The following is a 16040-nucleotide window of genomic DNA, read 5'->3' as shown; positions in this document are numbered from 1 at the left end:
GACTTGCCTGGTGGGTGGGGAATCTGCCTGCGGCGGCGGCAGGCTTCGGCGGGGTGCGGGTGGTCGGTTCCGCTGAGCCGGTCCGGAGGGCGGTGGCCTTGGAGCCGATGCTCGGCCGGGCGGCGCGGGCGCCAGCCCGTCGATGCGAGAGAACGGCCCACCGGCCGGGAATCCGCCTGAGCGGGTGCGAGATTCAGGCTCGCAGCGCGTCCGGGCGGTGATCCGCGGTGCGGCTGGCCGGGACCGTCGCGCGGAGGTGGTTCAGTTCGTCGTCGACGTCGGCCACGACTGCCTCCAGCAATTCCTGCGAGAGGTCGCACAAGGCGCGTCCGGCGGCCAGGTAACCGGCCACGTGTGCGAGGCCGCGTCCTTCGGCTCCGCTGTGCGCGAGGCCGACGCCGGAGAATTCGTCGCCGTCGCCGGTCCGCAAGACTGCCCGGGCGCGGGTGTAGCGCACGGTCCGGTCGAATGCGATGGCGAGGGTCCACTGCTGCGGGATCTCGGTCATGTCGGCTCCGTTCCGGTGCACCGCGCGGGCCCGGCCGGGAGGCCGGAAGTTCGCTGCTCCTCGTCGTGTCCCCCTGCGGGCGACCGGTCGGTTTCCGGGCGTCCGGGCTGATAGTGCGGCGCGCGGTGCTGGCCGGGATAGGGCCGGAGGTCACCGCAGCCCTGCCGGACGTCCGCGGGCGCGGCGGGATCGTGCGCCATGGGGCCGGGTTTGTCCATTGTGGACAGGAAGGTGGCTGGTCCGGCATGGAAGCCGGAACAGGCGGCATATTCGCGTTTCCGCTGCGGCGCGGAGGGATGAAGCGAGGCTCGATGGACACCGGTCGGCGCGCTGCTGGAGGATGAGGTGGCGAAGGTCCGGCACGGGGCCGATCTCGTGACCAGCGCATTGCTGGTTGCGGCGAAGGCGAGCGTCGCCGCGGAGCCTGGTGACGACGTGGTCAGCGGGCCGCGCCGCGGTGCACCACGACGCCGGAATCGTGCCCGCGGAGTACGGGGTTTCCGCGGGGCGGCCGCTTGCCCGGCCGAGGGCATCCGCGTATGCCCGGAAGAGACGGCGGAGTTCCGCGAGGAACCTGATCCAGGGGAGGGAGAGAACCGATGAGCGACGGGTTCGCCGGCGCGGTCAGGCCATCGAGCGAAAACGAGCTGTTGCGCGCTTTCGTGGACATGGCCGACACGCTGGCCGACGAATACGACGCGGCGGGCATGCTGCACCGGCTCGCCAGATACTGCGTGACGCTGCTCGGGGCCTCGGCCGCCGGGATCCTGCTCGCTGACCAGCGCGGTGGCCTGGAAGCGGTGGCGTCCTCGGCGGAGGGGGCCGAGACGCCGGAACTGCTGCGGTTGCAGACCGAGGAAGGGCCGTGCCTGGACGCGTACCGCAGCGGCGAAACGGTGAGCGTCGAGGAGGTCGCGGCGGAGACCGCGCGGTGGCCGCAGTTCGCGCGGCGGGCGGGACGAGCCGGATTCCGGTCCGCGCAGGCGTTGCCGTTGCGGTTGCGCGGGCAGGTGATCGGCACGCTGAACCTGTTCGGCCAGGGTCTGGTGGGCGGGCCCGCGCTGAGTGCGGCTCGCGCGCTGGTCAATGTCGCGACGATCGGGATCCTGCAGGACCGCACGATCCGGCGCGGGAAGCTGCTGACCGGGCAGCTGCAGCACGCGCTCGACAGCCGGGTCGTGATCGAACAGGCGAAGGGTGTGCTGGCGCACGCCGGCGGACTCGGCATGAACGTGGCGTTCGAGCGGCTGCGCGGGTACAGCCGCGCGCACAACGAACGGCTCACCGAGGTGGCGGAAGCGGTCGTGCGCGGGGGACTGCGGCCGGAACGGGTGCTCGGCCGCGTCGGGACCTGAGCCGCGAGCGTCACCCGCCGCGACCGGGAAACCACCCGGAATGGGCGTAACGGCCCCGCTCCGTGCATGAGCCCGGTGCCGCGGCGGTGGGCCGACGCCCGGACGGACGTCTTGGCAAGGCCTCCCGGCCGCGGTTACCGTGGGTGTTCCGGACCGGGTCCCGACGGGGACCCTGCCGGGGAAAGTGCAGATGCCGCGTGCCCTGGCCCCTGGCTTCTGACATCTGCGGCCTGGAACTCGTGCGGACAGTCCGGAGTGTCTGATGTCGCTTTCGTCCTCCGAACCGGTTTTCCGTGCCCGGAGCAGGAAATCGTGCGAGCGCTGCGGCGAGCAGATCCCGCCGGGGAAACTCCAGACCGGGCTCGTGCCCGATTCGTCGCGCGTCGACGCCGCCGATTTCGCCGGGTACGGCCAGCGGCTCGTCTACGCGTGCGGCGACGACCACATGGCCCAGCTGGTCGAGAAGGCCCGGCGCGACTGGATCGACGAGCAGTGGTGGTTCGGCCTGCTGTGCCAGGCGAGCCGGGCCGCGCGGCAGGCGTCGCTGGCCGAACTCGCCGTCCAGGCGCGGCTGTCGGCCCGGCAGCTCGCCGCGGCGCTGGAATGGAACACCGGCCGCGAGCACCCGCTGCTGTGCCTGCCGGGCGGGCAAACCTGCTGACTGCAGGCCGTTTCGTGACGGTGCCCGGGCAAACCGCATCGGCCAGCTGATCAGCGGCACCGCGAGCAAGAATCCAGCTGCGTGACCAGTGCGCTTCGTGCGGAAAAACGCCAATCGGGCAGAATGCCGGTCGCCCGCATTTCCGCGGATTCCGTATCCGGTGCCGAAAGAATTGACCGCATTCGCCGGGTGCGCCCGCGGGCCGGTCCGGCGGGGCGAATCCGCAACCCCGACAAAGACCATTCTGCCCGGGAATTTGACAGTTCCCGCGCGACCGAACGGAGGTTGTGCCTTTTCCCGCGCCGCTCAGACTGGAAGCCAGGCGGGAACGAGCGGTCCGTGCCGTTCTCGTGGCGACGACCGGCGGAACGGCCGCCGGCGAGGTCGAGCCCAGGCCGGCGGGGCCGGGCGCGCGGTGCGGGGACGCCGTTCGTCGCGTCGCGCACCTGCCGCTGTGTTCTCCCGGCGAGGCGCGAGCGAAGGAGGACGGATGAGACTTGACGGCAAGACAGGATCCGCGCTGGCGGCGGTCGCGCTGGCGGCGTCGCTGGCCGGTTCGGCGTCCCTGGCGGGCGACCGGGCCGACGCCGCGCCGCCGCCGGCGTGCTCGCCGAACACGACGGTTGCGGTCGACGACGGGCCGGTGTGCGGGATCGCCGGTCCGGACGTCCGGTCGTGGGAAGGGATCCGCTACGGGGCGCCGCCGGTCGGGAATCTGCGCTGGGCGCCGCCGCAGCGTCCGGCGAAGTGGACCAAGCCGTTCGAGGCGACCGCGCCGGGCAACGCCTGCCCGCAGCCTGCCGGGCTCGGCCCGGGATCGGAGACCGAGGACTGCCTGAACCTGAACGTGCGCGTGCCCGCCAATCCCGGGCACGGGAAGCTGCCGGTCATGGTGCAGCTGCACGGCGGCGGATTCCTTCTCCTGCAAGCGCAGAACGCGAGCCGGCTCGTGACCGAGGGCCGCGTGATCAGCGTCGAGGTCAATTACCGGCTGGGGATTTTCGGGTTCCTGGCGCACGCGGCGTTCGGCGAGCACGCGGGTGATTACGGGCTGCAGGACCAGCAGGCCGCGCTGCGCTGGGTGCAGCGCAACATCGCGAAGTTCGGCGGAGATCCGCGCAACGTCACGATTTACGGGGCGTCCGCGGGCGGTTCGAGCGTGTGCGACCACACCGTTTCGCCGACCGCGGCGGGCTTGTTCCAGCGCGGCATTTCCCAGAACGGCGAGTACAACTCGTTGCTGGGCACGGACATTCAATGGCAGCCCCAGGACTGCAAGGCGGATCTGCCCGACGAGCAGCAGGCCCAGCAGGCCGGGGCGCGGTTCGCCAAAGCGCTGGGATGCCAGGACAATGCCGGTGCGTGCTTGCGCAAGGCCCCGGTGGCGGCCTTGTTGAAACAGGCGGGCAACGGGATGAAACCGGACAGCGGCACGATCGCGCCCATCGTGAACGGGACCACGCTGCCGATGTCGCCCGGGGAGGCGTTCGCGAAGGGCCGGGTCAACAAAGTGGCGCTGCTGCACGGCGTGGCCCGCGACGAGGTCCAGCTGCCCTCCGCCTCGACCGCGGACGACTATCGCAAGCTGGTCGCGCAACAGTACGGCGAGCACGCCAAGGAAGTCAGCGAAAGCTATCCGCTGAAACGCTTCCCGAACCCGGCCCCGTTCCTCGCCTTCCGGACCATCGTGGCCGACTCCAACTCGGTCTGCCCCGCGCTGCTGAACGACGAGCGGCTCTCGCGGCACATCCCGGTGTTCGCCTACGAAATGGACGACACCGACGTTCCGCCCGCGTTCTTCCTCGACCCCACCAAACCGAACGGCGCGTACCACGTCGCCGAGGGGATGCTGCTGACGCCGCCGCCGGGAGTGCAGCTCACCCCCAACCAGAAGGTGCTCTCCGACCAGCTGGTGGCGCAGTGGACCGGCTTCGCCCGCACCGGAAACCCCACCGTGGACGGCACTCCCCAGTGGGATCCGTTCACCGAGCGCAATCCGGTTGTGATGTCCCTGAACGCGGCGGGGGACAGCCAGCTCACCACCGAGATCCCGCGCCAGCACCGTTGCTCTGGGCTCTGGAACCCGCTGGCCCCGTTCGTCCAGCATCAGTGAGATCGCCGGTGCCGGCGGGATTCTCTCCGGCCGGCACCGGTTTTTCCCACTGTGGTCAGGGAAGCAGCGGCAGCACCGTCCGGGCGGCGATCCGGCTGGTGGTGCTCGTGGCGTTGTCCTTCAGCGAATCGGGATAGACCACCGGCGGATTCGGGCTCGTGCGGTAGCCGACGAACTTGCTCGCGCTGGCGCCGTTGTACGCGGTGCACACCAGGGTGATCAGCCACTGGCGACGCGCCGCGAACTGTGGCCCGCCGACGGCTTCGGCCTCGACGTGGCACTCCGGTTCGAGTTTCCCGATGACGATATTGCTGCCGTCGCGCACGGTCGCGAGCAGCCCGGTGCCGCTGAACCCGGCCCGGCTGCGCGCGACCTGCGCGACCGGAGCGACCGCGTGGAGCGCGAAACCGAGCTGGTCGACCGCCGATTTGTCGCTGACCGCCGACAGCTGGCTGTCGATCAGGTTCACGCAGTACGAGCTGTCCCTGGCGTAGGCCTGCAGAGTGTCCGGGGTGAACCGCTCGATGTCGGCGAAGTCGTCGACCGCGCTGCGGGCGCAGGCTTTGGCCTCGGCGATCGCGACCTGGTCGATGTGGTTGACCAGCTCGGTTTTGGCGGTGGCGATGGCGTCGAGAATGGCTTTGGTCGCGTTCTCGAGCGAACGCTTGTTGCCGAAGAAGTCCTTGAGAACGGAATAGGCGGTTTGCGCCCAGGCGACGATGGCCCCGACGGCGTGCGGCCGGACGGCCGCCTGCGCCGGTGCGGTCGTGCTCAGCAAGGCGACAGCCAAGGTGATCGCGGCAGCGCTGTGTGCCAGGTGTCTTCGCATCGCGTGCTCCTTTGTCCCGAATCGCGGATAATGCTCGAACGGCAGGCGATCGATCACGGTCTGCACCGGAAAATGGTCGTCTCCCGGACCGCGGTGGCCGGCCGAGGTTATTGGACCGGCCGCCGCGTGCCGAGCGCAATCCTTCCAACGGCGCAAAACCCTTGCGGCGTCCGCGAAAAGCTAGGGAAAGCTATAAGGAAGCACTGATCTGGCCGATGTGGGCCGGGTACTCCGGAATTGGCTCAATTGTTCTCCGGAATCGCGGTCAGGGGCGGCCGCCTTCCAGATGGATGGTTTCGCCGGTAAGGAATTCGGCCTGCAGCATCCACAGCACCGTGTCGGTCACGTCGGAGACGGTGCCGGTACGGCCGACGAGGGTGCGCTGCGCGGCGTTCGCGAGGAAGTCCGGTTTGGCGTCGCCCTTGCCGTCCCAGACGCCGGAGTCGATGATCCCCGGCGACAGCGCGTTGACCCGGACCGGGGCGAGCTCGGCGGCGAGGTGCTGCGCGGCGAAGGCCGCCGCGCCGTTGGTCACGCCGGTCACCACGCTTCCGCGGGCGGGCCGCCACCCGACCTGGCCGGAGAACAGCAGCAACGACCGCCGGATCGTGAAATGTTTCGCGAGCAGCAGGGGGCCGATCACCTTGGCGGTGAAGGCGTCGACGGTCTTGTCCCGGTCCAGCTCGCGGATCGGCACCGCGTGGGGAGCCGCGGCCGTGTTGACGAGGTGATCGACCGGCCCGACCTCGGCGGCCGCGGCGGCGATGGTCGCTTCGTCGCGCAGGTCGAGGTGCAGCCCGCCGGGCCGATGCGACGCGACCCGCACCTGCGCGCCTTCCGCGGCGGCGGCGTCGGCGATCGCCGTGCCCAGATGCCGTCCGCCCAGCACCAGCACTGTTTGTCCGGCCAGCCGGTTGCCCATGGTCCTTCTCCGTTTCGTCGGGGTGCGAGAGCGGAAGTAGGCTATGGAAAAGTAACCAGGTACTTCAACGTAACCGGAACCGGAGGAATCGCCGTGCGCTACGACGTCATGTCCGCCAGCTGCCCGTCCCGGGTGGTGCTGCACCGCATCGGGGCGCGGTGGACCGTCTTCGTGGTCAACGCGCTGGAGCACGGCCCGATGCGCTTCACCGCGCTGGTGGACAAGATCCAGGGCGTCACCCCGAAGGTGCTGACCGAAACGCTGCGCGCGATGGAGGAGGACGGCCTGCTCGCCCGCGTCGACTACGCGGAACAGCCGCCCCGCGTCGAGTACGGGCTCACTGACCTCGGCCGATCGCTGCTGGTGCCCCTGTGCGCGGTCCGCGAATGGGCGGAGAGCCATGTCCCCGAAATCCTCGAAGCCCGCGAACGCGCCCACACCGCCCGGCCGAACTGATTCCCTTTTTGGGTAGGCCGTACCCATGCGCCCCCGACGGGCGCGTGGCAGGGTGCGACCCATGTCGCGAGCGGGGTCCGAACCGTCCGGCGCGCAGGGGGATGCCCGGTGTTTACGGCCTGCTGTGCGGCCGTTGGCCGACGCCGCGTCAGACCAGCTGCGCGCCGCTGTGCCCGGTGCGGACTCGGCCGAACTCGCTGCCGTCGACCGGGGAATGGCGGAGTGGCTCAGCGACCGGTTGTGCTGGGCCGCGGCCCGGGCTCTCGTCGCCCGCCTCAAGACTGAGTCTTTCGCTACGTTGCTGGCCAGTGATCCGCTGCCGGATGTCCTGGCTCAGCACCCGGGCCTGGCCGAGCTTCTCGCCGCGCTCACCCGCAACGCCGTCGCCGCCGCCGCGGAACTGCTCACCCGGCTCGACCACGACCGCGCCCTCGTCGCCGAATTCCTCGGCGGCGTCCCAGGACAGCTGACGACCGTGGTCTTCGGCCGCGGCGACGCCCATTGCGGAGGCCGGACCGTCAGCGAACTCGGCTTCGCCTCCGGTGCCCGGCTGATCTACCGCCCGCGCCCGGTCGGCCTGCACGCACGCTGGAACGATCTGCTCGCCGATCTCGCCCCGCTCGTCGGCGATCTCGCCCGCGCCGCTGTGGTGGAACGCCCCGGCTACGGCTGGGTCGAATACGTCCACGCCCGTCCGGCCGCCGACGTCGACCGGTTCTATCGCCGGCTGGGCGCGCAGCTCGTTCTGCTGCACCTTCTCGGCGCCACCGACATCCACGCGGAGAACGTCGTGGCGGCGGGCGACCACCCCGTCGTCGTGGACGTCGAAACGCTCTTCCAGCCACGCTGGACCCCGCACACCGACGGTGGTTTCGATCCTGGCCTGGAAGCACTGGAAACGTCCGTCCTGAACACTTTCGTCCTGCCCCGCCCGGTGTTCGGCCCCTACGGACGGCTCGACCTGTCCGCGTTCGGCGGTCGTCCCGGCCGGTTCCCGCACGACCTGCCCGCCTGGGCGGACGCGGGCACCGACCGGATGCGCCTGGTCCGCGGCCCCGCCCCGTATTCCGGCGGACAGAACCTCCCGGCCGCCGACGTCGACCCGGCGGCCCACGGCAATGCCTTGCTGGCCGGTTTCCGCGTCGCCTACCGCGTGCTCGCCACGCATCGCGACCGGGTGCTTCGCGGTCTGGACCGGTTCGCGGGAGCCGAGCTGCGGATCGTGCCCCGGGCGAGCGAGTGGTACGCCGATTTGCTCCGCGAATCCACCGAACCGGTGTTCCTGCGCGAGATCGACGGCCGTGCGAAGGCGTTCGCGGCGCTCGACGACGTCACCGCGTATCCGCATTTCAGCCGTTTCGCCGACCCTTCGCGAGCGGATCTGCTGGCGGGGGACATTCCGTACTTCGCCGCTTCGGCCGACGGCCGGGACGTCCAGACGGCTTCCGGAACGAAACTCCCGGACATCCTGGAAACTGACGGCCTGACCGCGGCGCGCGCCCGGATCGCCAGGCTCAGCGAGCAGGACCTTCGCGTCCAGTCGTGGTTCGCCGAAGCCTCGCTCGCCACGATGACGCCTTTCGCCGGACATCGAATGCTCCCTGGCGCGGTGGCCGAGGTCGAGACGCCTGATCCCGCGCGACTGCTCGAACTGGCGGTCGGCATCGGCGACGAGCTGCTGCTGCGGGCGAGTGCCGATGCGACCCGGATCAACTGGCCTTCGCTGGAGATCGCCGAGGACGGTGACTGGTGCGTTCGGCAGCTGGGCGCGTCGCTCGGCAGCGGGTATTGCGGGGTAGCGCTGTTCCTCGCCGAGCTGGGCAAGCTCAGCGGGCAGGAGCGCTTTCTCGACGCCGCGGTCCGGACGATCCGTCCGCTGCCGGGGCTGATCGAGTTGCTGGACGGCTATCCGTCGCTGGCGGCAGGGGTCGGACCTGGCGCGTTTACCGGGGTGGGCGGAATCGCCTATGCCGTCGCGCGGTTGGCCGGATTGCTGGGGGAGTCCACTGTGGACAGGCTGGTTCCGGCGGCCGTGCGGGCGACCGCGGCTGCGGCCCAGGGCGCCGAGGCGGCGGATGTCGCCGACGGTCTGGCCGGGGCGCTGCTCGCGGTCTCAGCCGTGGCGGACGAAACCGGTTCACCGGAAGCGAGTGCGCTCGTCGCGGACTTGGGCGCACGGCTGGCGGTGCTTCCGCCATTGCCTGCCGGGGGATTCCTGTTCGGCCGCGCCGGAGTGGCGCGTGCCCTGCGGCTGGCCGGACTCGTCCCGCCCGGCGAAGGCGAGGCGACCGGGCTCGCCTGGTGCTCCGGGCTGGCCGGTCTTGTCCTCGCCGACCCCCGGCCCGGAGTGGCCGCCCGCTTCCGGACCGCGCTGGAACGACGGCTTCCCTCTCCGGATCATTCGCTGTGCCACGGAGAACTCGGCGTACTCGACGCGGCCAGGGCGGTCGGCGCGCCGGTGCGGCTTCCGCGCGGGGCACTCGCCTGCGGAACCCCGGGCGCGGTCCCGACGCCGGGCCTGCTGCACGGTCTCGCCGGACTCGGCCACGGCCTGCTGCGGCTCGGCTTCGCCGACCGGGTCCCGGCGCTCGCCCTTTTGGAACCCGGCCCGCCAGGTTCCTGACCACCCTGAGGAAACCCATCGGAAAGGAGAACCGGAAATGCACGAGGACGTCCAGCCCGCACCGGAAGCGGAGGAGACCGCCGCCGACGGCGGCCGGGCGCTGCCCGGCTGGCAGCGGCAGTGGGTGCGCTCGGCGGTGCTGACCGGGATGACCGTCGGCGCGGTCGCGGTGGCCGTGCTGGCCGGCGATCCGAGCACGGTCGCCGGGATGAGCTGAACCGGGCGGCTCCGGACACGACAGCGAACGGCGGCACGGAGACCGGGCGGGGGTCCGGAGGGCGGCCGGGCGTCCGATGTGGACGCTCGGCCGCCCGTGTCCGGCGAACCGGGCTTGCGCCGCAACGGCATCGCGCGGCGCAGTTCTCTGGTCAACGGGCGCGATCCCGCGAGGCAGGCCTTCGTCGCATACTTCTGCGGGGGAGAAGAGCCTCCCAGCGATGCTCGCCCGTCAGAAGAGACGACTCCGCGACCGAGCCGCGCTGCACTCAGGAAAATCTAAGCGGCCAGCCCGGCGCGAACCGCGGGGCCGCAGCCCGGTCGTTGCCGAGCGCGTAAGGGAAGCGCCGGTCAGCGCAGAGCCTTCTCGACCAGCTCGACAGTCGCGCGAGGATCGTCGACCTGCACGACCAATCGCGCGTACCGCTCGTCAGCGAGTTCGATCACTACCGCCTTCGACGCGTCCTTGACGTCCCAGAACACCTTCTCCCCGTCGAGGTGGAACGTGCCCGCCGTGATCACCCCGGGCACGTGGGCACCCGGCGCGCGGATTCCCTTGGGCTCGGCGGCGATGCCCGGGTCCGCGGTCGCGCCGCGGACGTTGGCCAGCGGGATGGTGAGGCTGCTCTTGAGCGCCCAGAGCTTGTCGAGGCCTTCGATGTCGACCACGAGGTCGTTGCCGTCGATGCGGACCAGTGCCATGTCGGTTTTCCTTGTCAGTCAAGAGGATCGAGGCGGTGAGTCAGCGCGGTGCGCGCGTCCTCGGGGTTGCCGCGCAGCCGGAGGCCCAGTGCGGCGGCGGTCAGGGCGGACGCCAGGGCGGGGGTGGCGCCGAGCGCGTCGGCGATCGCCTGGTCGAGCGTGGCGAGCGCACCGTCCACCTCGGCCGCGACGTCCTCGTCGGCCGGTGCCCGGTCGATCGCCGCGAGCAGCAACAGGCCGAGATCGGCTGAGGCGACCAGCCGCAGCGCGGTCGCGGCGTCCGGGGCCCCGGCGAGCGCTTCGGCCAAGGGCTGGACGTCGCGCGCGACGTGGCGGCGCAGAGCGGTCAGGTAGAGCCCGCGCTTGCTGCCGAACGTCTTGTACAGGCTGTTGCGGTGCACCCCGAGGTGGGTGACGAGGTCGTCGACGGACACCCCGTCGTACGCGCGCTCGCCGAACAGCCCCACGGCGGCGCGCACCACCTCGTCCTCGTCGAACGTCCGTTGCCTGCCCATGCCCTGACGATAGACTTTTGGGGAACGATCAGTCAAGAACGATCGTTCCCCAAAAATCTCAGCCGGGAGCCGAGTCGCTCAGCACTGCCGTCGCGTACTCGCACAGCGTGGTCCGGTCTGGGGCCTGTGTCTTGGCCAGCAGGCTCGCCACGTGCTTCTCCACGGTCCGCACCGAGATGTGCATCCGCTGCGACAGCGCGCGGTTGCCCAGCCGCTCCGGCATCAGCTGCAGCACCTCGAACTCCCGCCGCGTCACGCCGATCCCGCGCAGTTTCGGCGGGATGCGTTCGGTGCCGGAGCTGTGGTAGCGCACCGGGGTGCCCATCCGCCGCAGCAGGGACCGGCAGGCTCCGGCCAGGACGTCGACGCTTCCGTGGAAGTGGTTCTCCGCGTCGGCCAGCCACTGGCCGGGTTCGCCCCAGCCGTCGGCGAGGGCCGCCTCGGACACCAGGCGCAGGGCCAGGTGCCGGGCGGTCGGGAAGACGGACGACGCGGCGACGGCGGCGTCCATCGCCCGTTCGGCGGCGTCGGGACGCCCGGCGCGGCCGTGGTGCACCGCGCGGGCGAAGCCGAGGAATTGCCGGTTCCAGCGCATCCGGCCGACTTGGGCTCCGGCCGCCCGTTCCACTTCGGCCGGATCGCCGGCGCCGTCGACCGCATTCAGCAAATGGACTAATCCGAAAGTACCGGAGAAGTGGAAATAGGCTTCCAGTCCGCCGTATTCGGCCGTCAATTCGGCGGACAGCGTCCGCGCGCGTTCGCGGTCTTCGGTGAGCAGCGCGCAGAACAGTTCGGCCAATCCTTTGGCCAGCGGCGCTTCCCGGGAGTTTTCGCCGCCGGCCGCCCGGAATTTCCGCAGCGCGGCCCGCATCTCCTGGCAGCGGCCCCGGTGGGCGGCGAGCACGGCACGCAGCATCAGCGCGTACCGGATCACCGAGTGCAGCCGCAGCCGCCCGCATTCGGCCAGGCTCGCGGCGAGGATGCGTTCGGCCTGGTCGTAGTCCGCGCGCAGCACCGCGGCGTAGGCGAGGTTGGCGTAGACGTTGCTGGCCAAGGTGATGCAGCCGGAGCGCAGCGTCTCGCGGTAGGCGTATTCGAGCGCGGAGGCTTCGCCCTCGGAGAGCCAGGCGTTCGCGCCGAGGCCGATGAGACCGTGGTTGCGCCAGGTGGTCAACTGGTGTTCGGTGCCCAGTGCCAGCGTGCGCCGGTAGCCCTCGTCGGATTCGGACAGTGAGCGGCCGCGCGTGCTGAAACCGATTGCGTACCAAGCCTTGCACGCCGTCTCGGGATCCTCGGCCGGGTCGACGCCGCGGATCGCCCGACGGGCCAGCGCTTCGCTGCGGCTGACGTGCCCGGCATCCGCGCCGGTGCGGCACGAGGTGAGATAGGCGTCGACGACGTCGATGATCGCGGTGTCGGCTTCGGAAGCGTCCGGCGGCAGCAGGGCGCGGGCGGCGGCGACCTGCCGCACCCCGTCCTCCCAGCGGCCCGCGACCTGTGCGGCCCAGGCCATCCGGACCTGCTGGCGAATCTGGCTTTCGGTGTCCCACAACGGGTTTCCGAGCCGAAGCTCGGCGGCGACCTCGGCGGCCCGGTCGAACTGGCCGTCTTCGGCGAGCGCGGTCAGCAAGGCTTCGAGCAGTTCCCCGCGCAGTTCGTGCCAGCGGTTTTCCTCGGCCGACAGCATTCCGAGAGCGTTGTCGAGCACGGCCACCGCGGTGCCCGCGCCGCCCGCGTGCAAAGCACGGCGGGCCGTTTCCAGGTACAGCCGGGCGGCGGCGAGCACATCGCCGCCGCGGCGGCGCAGGTCGGCGGCGAGGTGGCACCAGGAGCCGGGCAGCCCGGGGTACAGCTCGGCGATCGCCCGCGCGACCCGGTCGGACAGGGTGACCTGATCTGCTTCGGTAATCAGCGACAGCAAAGCTTCTTCGGTCAGCGGATGCTCGAAGGAGTACCAGCCGGGGGTGCCGTCGCCGCCGGTCAGCAAGCGTTCGGCGACCGCGGCGCGGACGTGGGCCAGCAGGGTGCGGTCGTCGAGGCCGAGGCAGCGTTGCACGACCGGCAGCGGAAAAGTCCGGCCGACGATCGCGGCGACCGACAGCAGCCGCATCCCGTCCGGGCCGAGCTGCCGCGCGCGCTGCTCCACGGCCTGCACGAGGCTGAGCGGCACGCGTTTTCGCTTCCCGCCCACCAGCTGCCAGCCAGCGGGACGGCGCACCAGATCCTTCGTGGACACCGCGTAGCGCGTAAGTTCCGCCGCGGCGAAGGGATTCCCGCGGCTTTGCGAGTACAGGTGCTCGGCGGCCGACGGGCCGACCTCGCCGGGCGGGCAGCCGAGAAGGGCGGCGACCAGTTCGGTCACCCCGGCGCGGTCGAGCCGGTCGAGTTCGATCAGCGTCGCGTCGCCGCGCTGCGCCAGGGTCGCCGCCAGCTCCGCGCCCGCGGACGTGCCGACCCGGACGGTGGCCAGCACCAGCACGGGCTGCTCGCGCAGGTTCGACGCGAGATAATCCAGCACAGCCAACGTTTCCCGGTCCGCCCAGTGCAGATCGTCGACGACCAGCAGGCAGCCCCGGTCCCGGCCGAACCACGACGTCAGCCGCAGGATCGCCTCGGCGAGCACGAGCAGCGACGTCTCCCGCGGCTCCGGCCGCGCCCAGTCCGGCACCAGCCGCCCGAGCGCGGGCAGGTAGGGCGCCAGCAGTTCGTCGTCCGGCGTGCGTTCGGTGCGGGCCAGCGAAAGCAGCGCCTCGGCCAGCGGCCGGAACGGGATCGCCGGACCCGTCGCGCTGGCCCGTCCGCGCACGGCCACCATGCCCGCCGCTCGTGCTTGCTCCGCGGCGGCCTCCGCCACGGACGTCTTCCCGATCCCCGGTTCGCCGGTGAGCACGACCATGCCGCCGCGGGACGCTCTCGCCGCGCTCAGGAACCCGGCCAGCCCGGCGAGTTCGCTTTCCCGTCCGATGAGCATTTCCACCCCTTCAGCCGAACGGCACGCGGGCGACGGCTTTCGCCCGCTGCCGGTCTGCTCCCCCGGGGCGGAATGCTATACGCAGGCACCCGCTTTCGTGGGGGCAGAAATACCGCCGTTCCACCTTGTGGCGCAATTGTGCGCACGGCCTGAAATCGTTTAGTCACAGCCGGAAACATTTTCCGGCGCCCGCTGTCGGCGGACGGCGACTCTTTGGGTGCGCGGCACCCATGCGCGCGCCGCCCCCGCCGGGCGAGAGTGATGCGGCCGGGAACGAGCCCGGCCGGGAAGGAGGTCGTTCCGCCATGAAGCCGAACCGGCTGTCCTTCCGCGATACCGCGGCGGGAAACGGGGAGAACCGGGCAAACGCGGCGGTGGCGCGATGACCGCGACGACCGCTCCCGCGGTCCTGGCCGACGGCGGGCTCAGCCAGGGCGAAGCGGACCTGTCGTGCAGCTACGCCGCGGTCCGCACGTTGCGCCGGCTCGGCCGCACTCCGGCCGAACCCGCTGGTATCGCGAAGTTCCTGCGGTCCCGGCGCAACAGCGACGGCGGGTACGCCTGGCAGCGCGGCCTGCCCTCCGACGGCTGGGCCACCTACTGCTGCACCCGGGCCTTGCGGGATCTCGGCGAGGAAATCGACGAACCCGCGCGAGTCGCCGAATGGGTTTCCGGCACCAGCGCCGTCGAGGGCGGGTTCGCGCTGGCCGCCGGCGGTCCGCCGGACGTGTGGGCGACCTGGTGCGCGACAAGGACTTTGGTCGAGATCACCGGCACCGCCACGGTGGAGCCGGAACGGCACGCCGGATGGCTTGCCGCTCTGCAGGGCCCGGACGGCGGCCTCGCCTGGCAGCCCGGCTCGAACCGGTCGGACGCCCGCGCCTGCTACTACGGCGTGCGCGCGTGGCGAGCGGTGACGACCGCGCCGCTGCCCTGGCGGACCGGACCGCTGGTGTCGTGGCTGTGCGAACAGCAAACCGTCGAAGGCGGATTCCGGTTCGCGCCCGGCTCGGCCGTCTGCCTCTGGGCGACCTTCCGCGCGGTCCTGACCTTGCGCGTCCTCGGGGCGCAACCGGCGGACCCGGCCGGAGCGCTCGCGTGGATCGGCGAGCGGCGGTTGCCCGGGGGCGGCTACGAACGCTGGCCCGGCTACGGCCGTTCCGACGTCTGGGCGTGCTTCTCCGCGGTCGGCGCGCTGACCGCGCTCGGCTGCGACCTGCCGGCCGCGGAGGTGGACGCGATCGCCGAAGCGGTGGCACGCTGCCGGCTGGCGGGCAGCGGATACACCTACCGGAGCCCGGACGCCGCGGGGGACAGCCTCGCCACCGCCGCCGGTCTGCTCACGTCAGCGCGTTCGGGTGCTCCCACCGCGGGATTGGTCCGCTGGCTGCGGAACGCGCAATCGCCCGCGGAGGACGGCGTGGTCTACATGCCCGGCCAAGGCGCGGAAATCCGCTGCACGCAATGGGCCTTCGAAGCGTTGCGGGCGAGCGGGCACCGGTTGGACGAACACCGCCTGCGCGGCTGGATCGCCCGGCTGCAAAACCCGGACGGCGGTTTCGCGCACTGGCTCGGCCGCAGTTCCGACCTGGTCTCCACCACCGCGGCGGTCGAACTGGCCGACCGGCTCACCGGCGGCCGTCCAACGACGATCCTCGACGGTGCGCGAGCGGTCGCGTTCGTGACCCTGTGCCGCGACAGCGGCCTGGTCGACCCGGCGTCGGCAGGCACCGCCGTCGCGAGCGCGGCCGCACAGGCCGCCCGGGTGCTGCACCTGCTCGGCGCGCGGCTGGCCGCGGCGAACCTGCACGCCGGACTGGCCTGCTACGCCCGGGCGGGCGGCGGATACGCCGCGACCGCGCTCGGGCCTCCCGACCTCGCCACCACCTACCAGGTCGTGCGCACCGACCAGTGCCTCGGCCGCGAATCCGACCGCGCGTGCGTCGCCCGCTTCCTCCTCCGGGTCGAACTGGGCGGCGGGCACTACGCCTGGAGCCCGCGCTCGCGGGCGGCGGCCGGTCCGCTCGCCGACTGCCTCGGCGCGCTGCTGCGCGCCTGGCTGACCGATCCGGCGGCCCTGCTGCCGCCGCTGAACCTGTGACCGAAGGAAAACCGAACCGGCATTCGTTCCCGGCGCAGGGCGTCGGCCGGGAATCGCATTCCGCTCAG

The 16040-nt window shown here is 71.6% G+C and carries 13 protein-coding genes; 7 read left to right on the top strand and 6 right to left on the bottom strand.

What is annotated here, in order from left to right:
* Positions 1–193: 193 nt before the first annotated feature.
* Positions 194–508 carry a dsRBD fold-containing protein gene (locus ACZ63D_RS01415; RefSeq protein WP_465352306.1) on the bottom strand — a complete coding sequence of 105 codons (315 nt, stop codon included), beginning with the start codon at positions 506–508 and terminating at the stop codon, positions 194–196.
* Between the two features lie 599 nt (positions 509–1107).
* On the opposite strand from ACZ63D_RS01415, the gene ACZ63D_RS01410 reads away from it, so the two are divergent.
* The 3 genes from ACZ63D_RS01410 (at position 1108) to ACZ63D_RS01400 (ending at position 4637) form a co-directional block, all read left to right on the top strand.
* Entirely contained in the window at positions 1108–1863 is a 756-nt protein-coding gene (locus ACZ63D_RS01410; protein ID WP_465352305.1) for a GAF and ANTAR domain-containing protein, read from the top strand.
* A gap of 262 nt (positions 1864–2125) precedes the next feature.
* On the top strand, positions 2126–2524 hold the full coding sequence (locus ACZ63D_RS01405; RefSeq protein ID WP_465352304.1) for a hypothetical protein: 399 nt from the start codon (positions 2126–2128) through the stop codon (positions 2522–2524).
* 490 nt (positions 2525–3014) lie between these two features.
* The gene (locus ACZ63D_RS01400) at positions 3015–4637 is read left to right on the top strand and encodes a carboxylesterase/lipase family protein (RefSeq protein WP_465352303.1); all 1623 of its coding nucleotides are present in this window, start codon (positions 3015–3017) and stop codon (positions 4635–4637) included.
* Positions 4638–4692: 55 nt separating this feature from the next.
* Here ACZ63D_RS01400 and ACZ63D_RS01395 read toward each other — a convergent pair whose 3' ends face one another.
* Positions 4693–5466, bottom strand: a complete 774-nt coding sequence (locus tag ACZ63D_RS01395; RefSeq protein WP_465352302.1) for a hypothetical protein — start codon at positions 5464–5466, stop codon at positions 4693–4695.
* 265 nt (positions 5467–5731) lie between these two features.
* The gene (locus ACZ63D_RS01390; RefSeq protein ID WP_465352301.1) at positions 5732–6388 is read right to left on the bottom strand and encodes an SDR family oxidoreductase; all 657 of its coding nucleotides are present in this window, start codon (positions 6386–6388) and stop codon (positions 5732–5734) included.
* A gap of 93 nt (positions 6389–6481) precedes the next feature.
* Between ACZ63D_RS01390 and ACZ63D_RS01385 the strand changes: the two genes are divergently transcribed.
* The 3 genes from ACZ63D_RS01385 to ACZ63D_RS01375 all read left to right on the top strand — a co-directional run bounded on the left by ACZ63D_RS01385 (position 6482) and on the right by ACZ63D_RS01375 (position 9684).
* Complete coding sequence (locus ACZ63D_RS01385) at positions 6482–6844, top strand: winged helix-turn-helix transcriptional regulator (RefSeq protein WP_465352300.1); 363 nt, start codon at positions 6482–6484, stop codon at positions 6842–6844.
* Between the two features lie 133 nt (positions 6845–6977).
* Positions 6978–9467: a type 2 lanthipeptide synthetase LanM family protein gene (locus tag ACZ63D_RS01380; protein ID WP_465352299.1), complete on the top strand. Its 2490-nt coding sequence runs from the start codon at positions 6978–6980 to the stop codon at positions 9465–9467.
* A gap of 37 nt (positions 9468–9504) precedes the next feature.
* Positions 9505–9684, top strand: coding sequence for a hypothetical protein (locus ACZ63D_RS01375; RefSeq protein ID WP_465352298.1), 180 nt, complete (start codon positions 9505–9507; stop codon positions 9682–9684).
* A gap of 350 nt (positions 9685–10034) precedes the next feature.
* On the opposite strand, the gene ACZ63D_RS01370 is transcribed toward ACZ63D_RS01375, so the two are convergent.
* The 3 genes from ACZ63D_RS01370 to ACZ63D_RS01360 are packed head-to-tail and all read right to left on the bottom strand — an operon-like array spanning position 10035 to position 13871.
* Positions 10035–10385, bottom strand: coding sequence for a hypothetical protein (locus ACZ63D_RS01370; protein WP_465352297.1), 351 nt, complete (start codon positions 10383–10385; stop codon positions 10035–10037).
* A 14-nt stretch (positions 10386–10399) separates the two neighbouring features.
* Positions 10400–10900 carry a TetR/AcrR family transcriptional regulator gene (locus ACZ63D_RS01365; RefSeq protein ID WP_465352296.1) on the bottom strand — a complete coding sequence of 167 codons (501 nt, stop codon included), beginning with the start codon at positions 10898–10900 and terminating at the stop codon, positions 10400–10402.
* Between the two features lie 58 nt (positions 10901–10958).
* Positions 10959–13871 carry a helix-turn-helix transcriptional regulator gene (locus ACZ63D_RS01360; RefSeq protein ID WP_465352295.1) on the bottom strand — a complete coding sequence of 971 codons (2913 nt, stop codon included), beginning with the start codon at positions 13869–13871 and terminating at the stop codon, positions 10959–10961.
* A gap of 382 nt (positions 13872–14253) precedes the next feature.
* Here ACZ63D_RS01360 and ACZ63D_RS01355 point away from each other — a divergent pair, with 382 nt between their 5' ends.
* Entirely contained in the window at positions 14254–15972 is a 1719-nt protein-coding gene (locus ACZ63D_RS01355) for a prenyltransferase/squalene oxidase repeat-containing protein (RefSeq protein ID WP_465352294.1), read from the top strand.
* Positions 15973–16040 lie beyond the last annotated feature (68 nt).

The organism is Amycolatopsis sp. NPDC104775, assembly GCF_055583325.1.
The sequence above is the reverse complement of the archived record's forward strand: the minus strand, read 5'-3'. Positions and strand labels throughout refer to the sequence as shown.

Excerpts from the sequence above, each read along its gene's own strand:
- ACZ63D_RS01375 (WP_465352298.1), top strand. The coding sequence starts at position 9,505 with ATGCACGAGGACGTCCAGCCCGCACCGGAAGCGGAGGAGACCGCCGCC.
- ACZ63D_RS01405 (WP_465352304.1), top strand. The coding sequence starts at position 2,126 with ATGTCGCTTTCGTCCTCCGAACCGGTTTTCCGTGCCCGGAGCAGGAAA.
- ACZ63D_RS01395 (WP_465352302.1), bottom strand. The coding sequence starts at position 5,466 with ATGCGAAGACACCTGGCACACAGCGCTGCCGCGATCACCTTGGCTGTC.
- ACZ63D_RS01390 (WP_465352301.1), bottom strand. The coding sequence starts at position 6,388 with ATGGGCAACCGGCTGGCCGGACAAACAGTGCTGGTGCTGGGCGGACGG.
- ACZ63D_RS01415 (WP_465352306.1), bottom strand. The coding sequence starts at position 508 with ATGACCGAGATCCCGCAGCAGTGGACCCTCGCCATCGCATTCGACCGG.
- ACZ63D_RS01355 (WP_465352294.1), top strand. The coding sequence starts at position 14,254 with ATGACCGCGACGACCGCTCCCGCGGTCCTGGCCGACGGCGGGCTCAGC.
- ACZ63D_RS01410 (WP_465352305.1), top strand. The coding sequence starts at position 1,108 with ATGAGCGACGGGTTCGCCGGCGCGGTCAGGCCATCGAGCGAAAACGAG.
- ACZ63D_RS01360 (WP_465352295.1), bottom strand. The coding sequence starts at position 13,871 with ATGCTCATCGGACGGGAAAGCGAACTCGCCGGGCTGGCCGGGTTCCTG.
- ACZ63D_RS01365 (WP_465352296.1), bottom strand. The coding sequence starts at position 10,900 with ATGGGCAGGCAACGGACGTTCGACGAGGACGAGGTGGTGCGCGCCGCC.
- ACZ63D_RS01370 (WP_465352297.1), bottom strand. The coding sequence starts at position 10,385 with ATGGCACTGGTCCGCATCGACGGCAACGACCTCGTGGTCGACATCGAA.
- ACZ63D_RS01400 (WP_465352303.1), top strand. The coding sequence starts at position 3,015 with ATGAGACTTGACGGCAAGACAGGATCCGCGCTGGCGGCGGTCGCGCTG.